The organism is Neisseria maigaei (genome assembly GCF_958267405.1).
Classification (GTDB): domain Bacteria; phylum Pseudomonadota; class Gammaproteobacteria; order Burkholderiales; family Neisseriaceae; genus Neisseria; species Neisseria bergeri.
Genome location: NZ_CATQFT010000060.1, coordinates 74,929 through 87,807, shown reverse-complemented (window position 1 = coordinate 87,807; position 12,879 = coordinate 74,929). Strand labels below are relative to the sequence as shown.

The 12,879-nt window shown below is 53.0% G+C and carries 13 protein-coding genes and 1 pseudogene; 7 read left to right on the top strand and 7 right to left on the bottom strand.

Features of this window, described 5'->3' with window-relative positions; genetic code table 11:
- Positions 1 to 91 precede the first annotated feature (91 nt).
- Positions 92 to 898: a DUF4198 domain-containing protein gene (locus tag Q3O06_RS10585; RefSeq protein ID WP_301818805.1), complete on the top strand. Its 807-nt coding sequence runs from the start codon at positions 92 to 94 to the stop codon at positions 896 to 898.
- 57 nt (positions 899 to 955) lie between these two features.
- On the opposite strand, the gene Q3O06_RS10580 is transcribed toward Q3O06_RS10585, so the two are convergent.
- Positions 956 to 2,221, bottom strand: a complete 1,266-nt coding sequence (locus tag Q3O06_RS10580) for a Glu/Leu/Phe/Val family dehydrogenase (protein WP_301818804.1) — start codon at positions 2,219 to 2,221, stop codon at positions 956 to 958.
- Between the two features lie 405 nt (positions 2,222 to 2,626).
- On the opposite strand from Q3O06_RS10580, the gene Q3O06_RS10575 reads away from it, so the two are divergent.
- The 4 genes from Q3O06_RS10575 to Q3O06_RS10560 all read left to right on the top strand — a co-directional run bounded on the left by Q3O06_RS10575 (position 2,627) and on the right by Q3O06_RS10560 (position 4,741).
- Positions 2,627 to 3,337 (top strand): phosphoglycolate phosphatase, encoded by a 711-nt coding sequence (locus Q3O06_RS10575; RefSeq protein ID WP_118792260.1) that lies wholly within the window; start codon positions 2,627 to 2,629, stop codon positions 3,335 to 3,337.
- A gap of 72 nt (positions 3,338 to 3,409) precedes the next feature.
- Positions 3,410 to 3,871 carry a recombination regulator RecX gene (recX, locus tag Q3O06_RS10570; protein ID WP_118792358.1) on the top strand — a complete coding sequence of 154 codons (462 nt, stop codon included), beginning with the start codon at positions 3,410 to 3,412 and terminating at the stop codon, positions 3,869 to 3,871.
- 73 nt (positions 3,872 to 3,944) lie between these two features.
- Complete coding sequence (locus Q3O06_RS10565) at positions 3,945 to 4,106, top strand: hypothetical protein (protein ID WP_025456733.1); 162 nt, start codon at positions 3,945 to 3,947, stop codon at positions 4,104 to 4,106.
- A gap of 152 nt (positions 4,107 to 4,258) precedes the next feature.
- A complete protein-coding gene (locus tag Q3O06_RS10560; protein WP_003688183.1) occupies positions 4,259 to 4,741 on the top strand; it encodes an acyl-CoA thioesterase in 483 nt (160 codons plus the stop codon).
- Between the two features lie 396 nt (positions 4,742 to 5,137).
- Here Q3O06_RS10560 and Q3O06_RS10555 read toward each other — a convergent pair whose 3' ends face one another.
- The 5 genes from Q3O06_RS10555 to Q3O06_RS10535 all read right to left on the bottom strand — a co-directional run bounded on the left by Q3O06_RS10555 (position 5,138) and on the right by Q3O06_RS10535 (position 11,006).
- Complete coding sequence (locus Q3O06_RS10555; protein WP_301818800.1) at positions 5,138 to 6,151, bottom strand: peptidoglycan DD-metalloendopeptidase family protein; 1,014 nt, start codon at positions 6,149 to 6,151, stop codon at positions 5,138 to 5,140.
- Between the two features lie 102 nt (positions 6,152 to 6,253).
- Positions 6,254 to 7,000 (bottom strand): 5'/3'-nucleotidase SurE, encoded by a 747-nt coding sequence (surE, locus tag Q3O06_RS10550; RefSeq protein ID WP_301818798.1) that lies wholly within the window; start codon positions 6,998 to 7,000, stop codon positions 6,254 to 6,256.
- Between the two features lie 16 nt (positions 7,001 to 7,016).
- Positions 7,017 to 8,573 (bottom strand): TerC family protein, encoded by a 1,557-nt coding sequence (locus Q3O06_RS10545; RefSeq protein WP_301818797.1) that lies wholly within the window; start codon positions 8,571 to 8,573, stop codon positions 7,017 to 7,019.
- A gap of 105 nt (positions 8,574 to 8,678) precedes the next feature.
- Complete coding sequence (locus Q3O06_RS10540; protein WP_301818796.1) at positions 8,679 to 9,464, bottom strand: fimb protein; 786 nt, start codon at positions 9,462 to 9,464, stop codon at positions 8,679 to 8,681.
- A gap of 108 nt (positions 9,465 to 9,572) precedes the next feature.
- Positions 9,573 to 11,006 (bottom strand): NAD-dependent succinate-semialdehyde dehydrogenase, encoded by a 1,434-nt coding sequence (locus Q3O06_RS10535; RefSeq protein ID WP_301818794.1) that lies wholly within the window; start codon positions 11,004 to 11,006, stop codon positions 9,573 to 9,575.
- A gap of 191 nt (positions 11,007 to 11,197) precedes the next feature.
- On the opposite strand from Q3O06_RS10535, the pseudogene Q3O06_RS10530 reads away from it, so the two are divergent.
- A pseudogene (locus Q3O06_RS10530) lies at positions 11,198 to 11,305 on the top strand (IS5/IS1182 family transposase); the annotation flags it as partial.
- Between the two features lie 138 nt (positions 11,306 to 11,443).
- Positions 11,444 to 11,938 carry a contact-dependent growth inhibition system immunity protein gene (locus Q3O06_RS10525; RefSeq protein ID WP_301818793.1) on the top strand — a complete coding sequence of 165 codons (495 nt, stop codon included), beginning with the start codon at positions 11,444 to 11,446 and terminating at the stop codon, positions 11,936 to 11,938.
- A gap of 132 nt (positions 11,939 to 12,070) precedes the next feature.
- On the opposite strand, the gene Q3O06_RS10520 is transcribed toward Q3O06_RS10525, so the two are convergent.
- The gene (locus Q3O06_RS10520; protein WP_118792266.1) at positions 12,071 to 12,451 is read right to left on the bottom strand and encodes an MliC family protein; all 381 of its coding nucleotides are present in this window, start codon (positions 12,449 to 12,451) and stop codon (positions 12,071 to 12,073) included.
- Positions 12,452 to 12,879: the final 428 nt, after the last annotated feature.

The following is a 12,879-nucleotide window of genomic DNA, read 5'->3' as shown; positions in this document are numbered from 1 at the left end:
CAGTTTTCAGACGGCAAATCCGTCTTCACACGATATTTATTTTGTTATAGCATAACAAAATCTTTAACCCGCACGATACAAAGGCTGCACCATGAAGAAAACATTGGCACTGCTCGCCGTTTCCGCCCTGTTTGCCGCATCCGCCCACGCCCACCGCGTCTGGGTCGAAACCGCCCACACGCACGGCGGCGAATACCTTGAAGCCTACTTGGGCTACGGCGAATTTCCCGAACTCGAACCCATCGCCAAAGACCGCCTGCACATTTTCAGCAAACCGATGCAGATGGTTACCGAAAAAGGCAAGGAAAACATGATTCAACGCGGCACATACAACTACCAATACCGAAGCAGCCGCCCCGTCAAAGACGGCAGCTACCTCGTTACCGCCGAATATCAGCCTACTTTCTGGTCAAAAAACAGCGCAGGATGGAAACAGGCGAGTATCAAAGAAATGCCTGACGCAAGCTATTGCGAACAAACCCGTATGTTCGGCAAAAACATCGTCAACGTCGGACACGAAAGCTCGGACACCGCCATCATCACCAAACCGGTCAGACAAAACTTGGAAATCGTCCCGCTGGACAATCCCGCCAACATTCACGTAGGCGAACGCTTCAAAGTCCGCGTTCTGTTCCGTGGCGAACCGCTGCCCAATGCCACCGTTACCGCCACATTTGACGGCTTCGACACCAGCGACCGCAGCAAAACGCACAAAACCGAAGCCCAAGCCTTTTCCGACACCACCGACGGCAAAGGCGAAGTGGACATCATCCCCTTGCGCCAAGGCTTTTGGAAAGCCAGTGTCGAACACAAAGCCGACTTCCCCGATCAAAGCGTGTGCCAAAAACAGGCGAACTACTCGACTTTAACCTTCCAAATCGGCCATTCTCACCATTAATCTCGCCCGCACAAAAATGCCGTCTGAAGGCTTCAGACGGCATCCTTTGTTCAAACATCAATACCAACCGCGCAGCTTCATCGCTTTTTCAACACGGCGGATACTCATCATGTAAGACGCGGTTCGCAAATCGACATCATACTCTTGCGCCAGATTCCAAATATCGCGGAACGCGCGGCGCAGGACGACGGTTTCTTTTTCCTGAACTTCGTCAAACTCCCAATAATAGCCTTGCAGGTTTTGCACCCACTCGAAATAGGAAACGACCACGCCGCCGCAGTTCGCCAGAATATCGGGCACGACCAATACGCCGTTTTGACGCAGGATAACGTCGGCTTCTGGCGTAGTCGGGCCGTTCGCGCCTTCAACCACGATTTTCGCGCGGACTTTGCCGGCGTTTTCGGAAGTCAGTTGGTTTTCCAGCGCGCAAGGGGCGAGTACGTCCACATCCAAAGCCAAAAGTTCGGCGTTGGTAATTTCTTTGCCGTAGCCGGCTTCGTTGGTGATGAAGCCTTTTTCTTGGAACTCTTTAAACAGGGCTTCCATATCCAAACCGTTTTCGTTGTAGATGGCAACATCGACAGTAGAAACCGCAACGACTTTCGCGCCGGCTTGATGCGCGTAATAACCTGTGTGGTAACCGACATTACCGAAGCCTTGAATGGCGTAGGTTGCGCCTTTCACGTCTTTGCCCAGTTTTTCCAAGGCTTGGACGGCGGCGAGGTTCACGCCGTAACCCGTGGCTTCGGTACGCGCCAAAGAGCCGCCGAACTCGACCGGTTTGCCAGTAAATACGCCCGGTGCGGAATGTTTCACCACGTTTTCATAAGCATCCACCATCCAAGACATAATTTTGCCGTTGGTGTTCACATCGGGGGCGGGAATATCGATTTTTTCGCCGATCAGCGGGGCAATCGCTTCGGCATAAGCGCGTGCGATGCGTTCCAGTTCCGCCTCGGAATAATCGCGCGGATCCAAGGTAACGCCGCCTTTGCCGCCGCCGTAAGGAATGCCCGCAACGCAGCATTTGATGGTCATCCAAATCGACAGGGCTTTGACTTCGTCCAGATTCACACCGGGATGAAAGCGCACGCCGCCTTTATAGGGACCGACGGCGTTGTTGTGTTGCGAACGGTAGCCCGTGAAGGTTTTGACCGTGCCGTCGTCGAGTTTGACGGGGAAATTGACTTCCAACACGCGGGTCGGACTCTTCAGGATTTCATAAACGGCCGGATCGGTTTTCAGCCGGTCGCAGGCGGTTTTGACCTGTTTGCGCGCGATTTCAAACGGATTGAGGGTTTCTTTTGCAACGGCATCAGACATTTTGCTTCCTTTTCACAAAAAGATTTTCAGGGGCGTGCATTTCGCTCATTACTATAACCAATTTCCCGACAAAATGTAATAGCGTGTAGTCGACATAAGCCCGATTTGATTAATCTATATATGATTTTATTTTTCAAGCCGCACGGAATCAGCCCGGACTCCGCCTGAAAAGCAGCCTCCTCGTCCGAAAAATAAATGTCCAATTAAATAAAGATATAGGCATCCTTTTATTTTTTAAAAATTTAATTGGAACATTGCCGGGATTTCAAACCCTTGCCCGATTCCGCCCCGAAATCCGAAAACACCGCCTGCAAAACCTGTTGCGATTGTTAACAATCCATACATTAGAAGCCCTGTGCAAACGATGTTAAAATAAACCCTTTCAACCCGACAGGAAACCGGATTATGAATGCAGCCATCGAACACGTCCAAGCCGTCGCCTTCGATTTGGACGGCACACTGTGCGATTCCGTCCCCGACCTTGCCGCCGCCGCAGAAGCGATGTTGGAACAACTCGGTATGAAACCGCTGCCCGCCAAAGTGGTCGAAAGCTATGTGGGCGACGGCATCGGCAAACTGGTTCACCGCGTCCTCACCAACGACCGCGACCGCGAAGCCGATTCCGAACTGTGGGAAAAAGGTTTCGTGTCCTATATGAAATACTACCGCGACCATTTGAGCGTCTTTACCCGCCCCTATCCCGAAACCGAAGCCGGGCTGGCATTGCTCAAATCTTTGGGCATCCCACTCGCCGTCGTTACCAACAAAAACGAAATCCTTGCCGTTGAACTGTTGAAACAGCTCGGACTTGCCGACTACTTCAGCCTGATACTCGGCGGCGACAGCCTGCCCGAGAAAAAACCCAGCCCGCTGCCGCTGCGGCACGCCGCCGAAGTTTTGGGTATCGATGCCGCCAATATGCTTATGGTCGGCGACTCGCGCAACGACATCATCGCCGCCAAAGCCGCCGGCTGCCTGAGCGTCGGCGTTACCTTCGGTTACGGCGATATGACGCTGCTCTCGCAAGACGATGCGACCCGTCCCGACTGGATTATCGGCTCGCTGCCCGAAATTTACGAAAACCTGCAACCGCAGAAAAATAAAGACGAAGAATAAAACAATCTGTTCAGACGGCATCGGAATCCGTTTCCCATGCCGTCTGAATCTTTCCGTGCCGAAACCGCCGCCATGAAACCGCAAAAATCCCTACGCGCCCGCGCGATGGACATCCTCTCGCGCCAAGAAGTCAGCCGCATCGGTCTGAAACGCAAACTTGCACCGCACGCCGAAAGCAAAGAGGAGCTGGAAAACGTGTTAAACGAATTTGTCGAACGCAACTGGCAGTCGGATTTGCGTTACGCCGAAGCCTATATCCGCAGCAAAAGCCGCAAACACGGTTCATTGAGGCTGAAACAGGCTCTGGCGCAACAGGGCATAGATGAAGAAACCAGCCGCAACCTGCTTCCCGACCGCTCAAGCGAAAAACAGTCCGCCATAGCCGTGTTGCGTAAAAAATTCAAACACCCCGCCGCCGACCTCAAAGAAAAACAAAAACAGGCGCGCTTCCTCGCCTATCGCGGATTCGATGCCGATGCCGTTCAGACGGCATTGAAACACGCTTGGGACGAAAATTGGGAAGACGGCTGCTGACCTTCCTTCTTGAATCTTTTTGCACGGCAGCGTAACCTTACGCCCGTTTCCAACTTTTCCGATTGAGAACAAAATGTCCGGACAACCCGAAAAACACCACACCTCCCCCATCGAAGATGAACGCAAAAACCCGGTTTACCGTATGGGACGGGCGGTTGCCGGATTCATGCTCGCCGTTTGGGCGGGTGTGCTGGCACTCGTGTTTTTCTTGGTTTTCCGTTTTTGGCTTTCCTGAACAAAATGCCGTCTGAAGGCTTCAGACGGCATCGGCGGTCCATTTCGGCAGGCTATCCCGCCATAGCTTTTTTTAGCTTGAATTCCACTTCCCCATTCCCTAAAATTTTCCCGCACCCATTTCAAAACACCCTTTCTTAAAACAGGTACACTATGACACAACAACGCCAACTGCCTTCCCACGAACTCATCATGTCCGAACTGATGATGCCGGACACCGCCAATTTCAGCGGCAACGTACACGGCGGCGAACTCCTGCTCCTGCTCGACCAAGTCGCCTATTCCTGCGCCAGCCGTTACAGCGGCAATTATTGCGTTACCCTGTCGGTTGACAAAGTCCTGTTTAAAGAACCCATCCACATCGGCGATTTGGTTACCTTTTACGCCGCTGTCAACTACACGGGACGCACCTCGATGGAAATCGGCATCCGTGTCGAAGCACAAAACATCCGCACCGGCGAAATCCGCCATACCAACAGCTGCTACTTCACGATGGTTGCGGTCAAAGACGGCAAACCCGTCCCCGTCCCCCCGCTGGAAATCCTGACCGACCGCCAACGCTGCCGCTACGAAAAAGCCAAAAAACGCAGAGAAATCAGCCTGCAAGCCTCTGGAGACGTGTCCTGCGGCTGCTGACGGCGACCTATGCCGTCTGAAATACCGGACAAGCATTGTTCCGACATTCGGCGTAATGGTTTGATTGATTGAAGCAAAACCGCCCGATTCCGACCCATCCGTTTTTCAACGACATTTTGAAACACAGCCGTGAAACCAAGCGGCTGTGTTTTCATATTCCCTTGATGCAGCCCTAATCAGTCGGACAAAATGCCTTTTATCCGATAAAACCGCCCTCCGAACGGAAATAAGCGGCTTTTCCATTGCAAACGGATGAAATCAAGCAAATACCCAAACACAGTCAAACAAATTTATACGCCCCGTCCCTTCGGAATGATTTGAAAACACAGCCGCCAAAACAAAATGCCGTCTGAAGACCTTTCAGACGGCATTTTTAACCTGATTGCAAACGGAAAGTCAGAACGCGATATAGCTGTTCGGGTTAACCGGTTTGCCGTTTTGCCGTACCTCGAAATGAAGCTGCGTTCTGGAAGCATCGGTATTGCCCATCAAAGCAACCTGCTGACCGCGTTTGACCTGCTGCCCCTCGCCGACCAGCAATTTTTGGTTGTGCCCGTACGCGGTCAAGAAAGAGGAATTGTGCTGGATGATGACCAAGTTTCCGTATCCCCTCAAACCGGAACCGGCATAAACCACTTTGCCGTCAGCCGCCGCCAAAACGGGTTGTCCGGCATTACCGGCAATATCGACACCCTTGTTGTTGCCGCCGAAATCGGCAACCACTTTACCTTGGGTCGGACGCTGCCAAACAATGCCGCCGACCGAACGCGTGCCGGAAGGCGAAGCGGCAGGAGATTGCGGGACGGGCGCGGGGGCGGGAACCGCTTTATTTTCCACAGCGGGCGCGGCTGGTTGCGGCGCGGACTGCACGGACGGTTGCGCGGCGGGTTTCACAGGGGTTTGTACGGCAACCGGTACGGCAGGCCTGCTTTCTACGGCTGCGGTTTTCGGTGCGGCATATCCTGCCGGTTTGACTTTAACAATCTGACCGATGCTCAACGTATTGTCGGTCATGCCGTTCCACGCACGGAAATCGTCTTGAGAGATATGGTAGCGTTTGGAAATGTTGTACACCGTGTCGCCGCGCACAATAGTATGCGTCGCCGCGTTGATGTCGACAGGCGCATAAGAGGGAACATATGTACCCGAAACGGCAGGTGCAGACGGCGGAACATAAGCAGGAGGCATATAAACCGGCGCAGTTTGCACGGGCGGCACATACGGCGCATCGTTGGCGGCAGGAGCGGCATTGTACGGCGTTGCGCCATAAGGATTGTAAACCGATGCAGACGGTGCGTCCTGCATACCTGAATTGCCTGCAATGACAGGAGCAGGCTGTTGGGTGGCGCAACCGCCCAACAGAGCGGCAACGGCGGTACAAGCTGCCAAAAGTGTCGTTTGTTTCAACATAAGATAACCTTTATGTTCCGATATATAGCCTGAATGCGGTATATCATAATAAAAATGCGCGTTCTTCTCAAGCGCAAAGCCCGACGGTATTTGATAAAACGGTCAGTCCGTATGCCAAAAGGCCGCCGTTTCCGCCATGTCCGGATAGGCGGTCAGGTCGATTTGCAGCGGCGTTACGGTAATGAAACCTGCGCCGCATTCACCGAAATCCGTCCCCTCTTCCCGATCGGAAACTTCACCGACCGGCCCTATCCAATAAATCTGTTCGCCGCGCGGATTGCGGGACGGGACGATGTTCTGCTCGTGATGCCGTCTGCCCAAACGGGTAATCTTGATTCCCCTGACATCTTCCGGTGCGACAGCAGGAATGTTGACATTCCACAAGACAGGCGCGGACGGCGGTTTTTTAAAAAAATGCGCCAACACCTTCCATACCGCCCGCTCTGCGGTCTGCCAATAGCGTCCGGAACTGTCGTTCAAAGAAAACGCCACAGCAGGCATACCCATCAGATAGGCTTCGGTTGCCGCCGCAACCGTCCCCGAATAAAGCGTATCGTCCCCCATATTCGCCCCTCTGTTGATGCCTGAAAACACGACATCGGGCTTAAAATCGGGCAGGGCAAACTGACCGACATGGATGCAGTCGGTCGGCGTGCCGTTGACATAGTAGAACCCGTTTTGCGCCTGTTTCAACTGCAAAGGGCGGTCGAGCGTCAGCGAATTGCTGACTCCGCTCCTGTCGCGTTCGGGCGCGACCACCCTGACGTTGGCAAATTCCGACGCAACCCGCGCTAAAACGGCAATGCCTTCGGAGAGGTAGCCGTCGTCGTTGGAAATCAAAACGTTCATTTCCTATCCTGAATGCTTATTCTTCGGGCAATTTGGTGATTTTGACCCGCTCGATACGCTGCCCTTCTTTTTCGACCACTTCAAACCGCCAACCGTGAAAATCGGCAAAATCGCCGACATCGGGGATGGTTTGCAATTCTTCCATAATCAGCCCGGCAACCGTATGGAAATCGGTATCTTCCTCCTGCTGCGGCAGGTTGAGTTGGGATGCCAGCTCCACATATTCCAACGCGCCTTCCACCGTCAGGCTTTCATCGGGATTCCCCTGAACGGCGGGCTCTTCTTCGCGCTCGAATTCTTCGGGAAAATCGCCGGCAATGGCTTCCAACAGGTCTTTCATCGTCACCATACCCAACACCGCGCCGAACTCGTCCACAACGAGGGCGTAATCCGCGCTGCTTTGGCGGAAGAGTTCGAGCGCACCCAAGGCGGTCGTGCCGTCGGGCAGGACGAGCGGCTGGCGCAATGCCGTCTGAATATCGAGACCGCCTGTTTCCAGCAGTTGGGAAAGCAGGTCTTTTTTGTTGATGTAGCCCAAAGGTTCGTCCACGCCCGCCTTTCCGACAACGAGCAGGCGACTGTAAGGCGTGTTTTGCAGTTGGGCATACTGTTCTTCACGGCTTTGGGAAATATCCAGCCGTTCGATGTCGCGGCGTGGGATCATCACCCCCATAATCGGGCGTTCGGCAAGCGTCAGCACACTGCGTATCATCGATTTTTCGTTTTCTTCAAAATGCGCGTCGTCTCCGGGTTCGCCGCCCGCGTCGGCAAGCACGCTTTCGCGTATGCCCATCATGCCCAAGACGTTTTCGGCGGTGCGCTTGCGCCACGAGCTGCCGATATAGTCGTTTTTGCGGCTATTGCGCTGCGAAATCTGGTTAAACAGTTCGATTAAAATCGAGAAGCCGATGGCGGCGTAGAGATAGCCTTTAGGAATGTGGAAATGGAAGGCTTCGGCAATCAGGCTGAAACCGATCATCAACAAAAAACCAAGGCAGAGCATCACGACGGTGGGATGCCTGTCCACAAATTCGGTCAAGAGTTTGCTGGCGGAAATCATGACCGCCATCGCGACGACGACCGCGCCCATCGCCACGACGATGTGATCGACCATCGCCACGGCGGTGATGACCGAATCGATGGAAAACACGGCATCCAGTATCAGGATTTGCGCAACCACGCCCCAAAACGGCGCGTGTTTTTTTTGGTTGTCGGCAACGGCAAACCGGTTGTGCCCTTCGAGGCGTTCGTGCAGTTCGGTAGTGGCTTTGTAAAGCAGGAAAATACCGCCAGCGAGCATAATCATGTCCTTGCCGGAAACGGCGAGGCCGCCGATTTGGAACAGCGGCTCGGTCAGCGTGATGATGTGCGCCATAAAAGCAAGCATAATGATGCGGATGACGACTGCCAGCCCCAGCCCGGTAATCCGTGCGCGGTCGCGCCGTGCGGGCTGGACCTTGTTTGCCAAAATCGCCACAAAGACAAGGTTGTCTATCCCCAATACGACTTCCAACACCAAAAGCGTGGCAAAACCTATCCAGGTATGCGGTTCTGCCAACCAACTGAAATCCATGATTTTCGTGTTCCTCGACGGTACGGCGGCAAGGCCGCCGTTGTGTTTGCAATGTCCGGCATATTAGGGATGCCGTCTGAACGCCGGTTTCAGACGGCATCGGGTTCAGTCGGCGATAAAGCCGTCTATCGGCGCGTAGCCCCGGGCATTTCCCTGCGCGTCCAGCACCACAATCCAATCTTTCTGCCTGCTGCCGGTAAAGGGCAGGAAATACCAGTCTTTATCTTCGGAAATATCTGCCTGCTTCAAAATATCGGCAACGGCGATTTTTCTCGCATCTGCCAATTTTTTCAGCGGCTTCATCGCCTTACGGATTTTCTCCGCCTCTTGGCGGGAATACGGCAGCCACCGGTCGGGACGCATACTCGGCTCGATACCTTTCAGGGACAAATCCAGCGTCTTGTTCTTCTCATCCGCATCCTCAGGTTCTTTCAATGCAATGCGGCGGATGCCGAACCACGACAGGCTTTGCAGTCCTTCCGGCGCCTTGTGCAAATCTTCAACCGCCACTTCGGCGGCGGTTACAATATTAATCCTGTCTTTTTCAAACGCCTCTATCACGGGGCGCGCCAAAGAAACGCTGTGCAGACCGTATGCCAATGCGGCAAGCTGAATCGCGCCGGTCAGGGAAAAATCCACGATCCGCGCCCTGCTTGTCTTTTTCGGACTGGACAATATCAGCGTCAGCAGCGGGCCGCACACGATGTCCACCGCCACCACCAGCTTATAAAGCGACAGCCCTCCCGTCAGCTCGGCATAAGGATAAGGATACCAAACCTTAAAAACCAGCAATGCCGCCAGTCCTGCAACCGATAGGCTGATTAAGAGGTGCCAGCCTGCATTTTTCAAGGCAAAACGCCATCTCGGGACTGTTTTTCCGTTTTCCATCATATCTTGTTCAAATCAAAAATAACCGTAAAAACAGGGCGCATTGTACAACAGATAAAGACTGCTTAAAATGCGGCACCGTCTGAAAACCTGCCGTTCAGACGGCATCCGTCACCCAATATCAATACACAAATATTTCAATTCTAGATATTCGTCCGCACCGTATTTGCTGCCTTCACGTCCCAAACCGCTGCGTTTCACGCCGCCAAACGGTGCCACTTCATTACTGATTAAACCCGTATTGATGCCGACCATGCCGTATTCCAAGGCTTCGCCGACGCGCCATTGGCGGGCGGTATTGGAGGTGAAGAGGTAGGCGGCCAAACCGTATTCCGTATCGTTGGCGGCTGCGATGACTTCGGCTTCGGTTTCAAAACGGAACACCGGACACAAAGGCCCGAAGGTTTCCTCGCGCGCTACCGCCATTTGCGCCGTTACGCCGCTTAAAACAGTCGGTTCGAAAAACGTTCCGCCCAACGCGCTGCGTTTGCCGCCGGTCAGGCAGCTTGCGCCTTTAGCAAGCGCGTCGGCGATATGCTGCTCGACTTTTTCCACTGCTTTTTCCTCAATCAGCGGCCCTTGGTTTACGCCATCCTCCAAGCCGTTGCCCAATTTGAGCTCGGCTACTTTTTCACTCAATTTGCGGCAAAATGCGTCGTAAATGCCGGATTGAGCGTACACGCGGTTGGTGCAGACGCAGGTCTGGCCGCTGTTGCGGAACTTGCTGGCGAGCGCGCCTTCGACGGCTTTGTCCAAATCGGCATCGTCAAACACAATAAACGGCGCGTTGCCGCCCAGTTCCAAACTGAGTTTTTTAATGTCTGCCGCACTATCGGCAAAAATTTTCGCGCCGACTTCGGTTGAGCCGGTAAAGCTGATTTTGCGCACAGTCGGGTTCGTAGCAAATTCATGGCTAATTTCCGAAGCACTGCCGCTGACAACAGGCAACAAATCCTGCGGTACGCCCGCTTCGTAAGCTAGTACAGCCAATGCATACGCGCTTAAAGGCGTGAGCGATGCAGGTTTGACTATCATCGCGCAGCCCACCGCCAAAGCAGGCGCGGCCTTGCGCGCAATCATCGCAGACGGGAAGTTCCACGGCGTAATTGCAGCAGTAACGCCGACAGGCTGTTTCAACACGACCAGTTTTTGCGACGCTTTCACACTCGTCAGCACATCGCCGTCAATCCGCCGCACCTCTTCGGCAAACCAGCGCACAAACGAAGCCGCATAATCGATTTCACCACGCGCCTCGGTCAGGCTTTTACCCTGCTCCATCGTCATCAGTCGCGCCAGTAATTCTTTGTTTTCTTGAACTAAAAAATACCAACGCCACAACACATCGGCGCGTTCCAAAGCGGTTTTCGCCGCCCATAATTTTTGCGCTGCTTCCGCCTTTTGAATCAGGTTTTTCAGCTTGTCCGAATCCGTCTTGCGGACATACGCCAAAATTTCGCCCGTTGCCGGATTGCCGACCCCGATGCCGTCTGAAATCGGGGAAAGGGAAATATCGGGATGCTTGATTAATTGGGAATATTCGTTCATTTCGTGTCCTCCGATATGCGGAATAACCGCTTTCAAATGCCGTCAATCTCGCGGACATTATCATCTTCATATTCCAAAACTGCAAACCCTTCCGATGCCGTCTGAAGCATCCGATCGTGCAGCGCAACATCCGGGCGGTGTCTGAATATGGCGTGGGTGCAATCCCTGTCGTTTAAGAAAAATACTTTTTATATAGTGGATTAAATTTAAATCAGGACAAGGCGACGAAGCCGCAGACAGTACAAATAGTACGGCAAGGCGAGGCAACGCCGTACTGGTTTAAATTTAATCCGCTATACAATGGTAATCTTTAGAAAGAAAAGTAATGCAACCCTTTGACGGGGTGCAATATATAAGGAGCAAAGATTGCAGTTGCAACGTGTGGTAGAGTATGGCAAAAATCGAAACATTACAGTCAAAATTACGGAGATCAAATAATGATTTTTAAACAGGATCAAAATTATTGGGCAGTTTTTTATGCTAATGAAGAAGCTCTGATTGTTCAAACATGTTCAGGTTTGGGGTTAACGGCAATAGACCACCTATATCCCCCCCATATCCTGCCATTGGATACCGACAATGAAACTTTAGGCACGACGGTCTTGCAAGCGTTGGCAAACAGCAGGACTTTCGTTTATGACAGTCCAGAAGACCAAGATTTTTTTGATACCGAAAAATTTCGGCAACGCTATGAGGATTGGGTTGCCAACCTATGCGGGAACTTGGGCTATAAAACCAGACGCGCCCTATTTAAAAACATGATGAGCGTGGATATTTGGCTGCACAACGGCTGCCTGAAAATCAGCCCGAGCCGCCATGTCAAGCCGGAAGCCTGGGATGCCATTGATACAGACAATGTAATTTTATCATTGGATAACAGCCCTGAAGAAATCGGAACAGGTTTAAAGTTGGCATTGAGCCGCTGCCGATAGAATAAACCCGGAACAAAACGAAAAATAATCCGCCACGCCCGAAAACCGCCGGAACCAGCCGACAGCCAAAACAAATCCGACATAAAAAACCGCCCGAGAAATCCGGACGGCGGTTCAAACAGGCTGCCCCGTTTAACGGGCGCGGCAGGAAGTTTCGACCGAATTGCCGTAGGCATCGGTAAAGCCGAAAAAGGCTTCGCCGCCTTTCTGATGCCACTCGGTTCCGCTTCCGAACAAACCGTGTTCGGCGGTATAGCGTTCGCCGGATGCGGCAACGTCGGAAGAAAGGACGGCACGCCTACCGTCCAGCCGCAACGCGATTTTGCCGCCGTCCAAATGGCGGACGCGCACAGACAAACCGTTCTCGCAGGAAAACGCCCGAACACCGGCCGGACCGGCTTGGTTTTGAACGGGCGGCATATGCCCGCGTCCGCCGTCATCATATGCCTCCGGCACAGCACAGGCCGCCAGAGACAAAACCGGTACGGTCAGCGCGAAAAACCTGATATTCATAAAAGCTCCCCAATAAAAATAAGATATGAAACAACCGCCCTGATTCCAAGCTGCGGCAACGCCATACTATAAACGGACGCGCAAACACACAAGCCCGATAACCGGAATTTACCCGCGATTAACCGACAATCCGGATTACGCGCCCCTTTCCCGTATTCCGACACCGCCTTTTGCCTGACGATGCCGTCTGAACCTCCCTGCCCGTCCGGAGGAATGTAAATTTTTTCCAAATTCCAAGTAAAAACCGCTATCAGTGTGCTAATTTGCGTTAAAATCCTATTCGGCGTTTAACGTTTTGTGCGCGCGCATCCCTGCACTGTTTGATGCGGGCATAAGGCACAAATCCCGACAAGCGCACTGTTTCATACTTCGTCAATCATTCAGACTCCGGTTTGTGCCCGTGTCGGCAGGCGGTCGGCCGTTTCCTG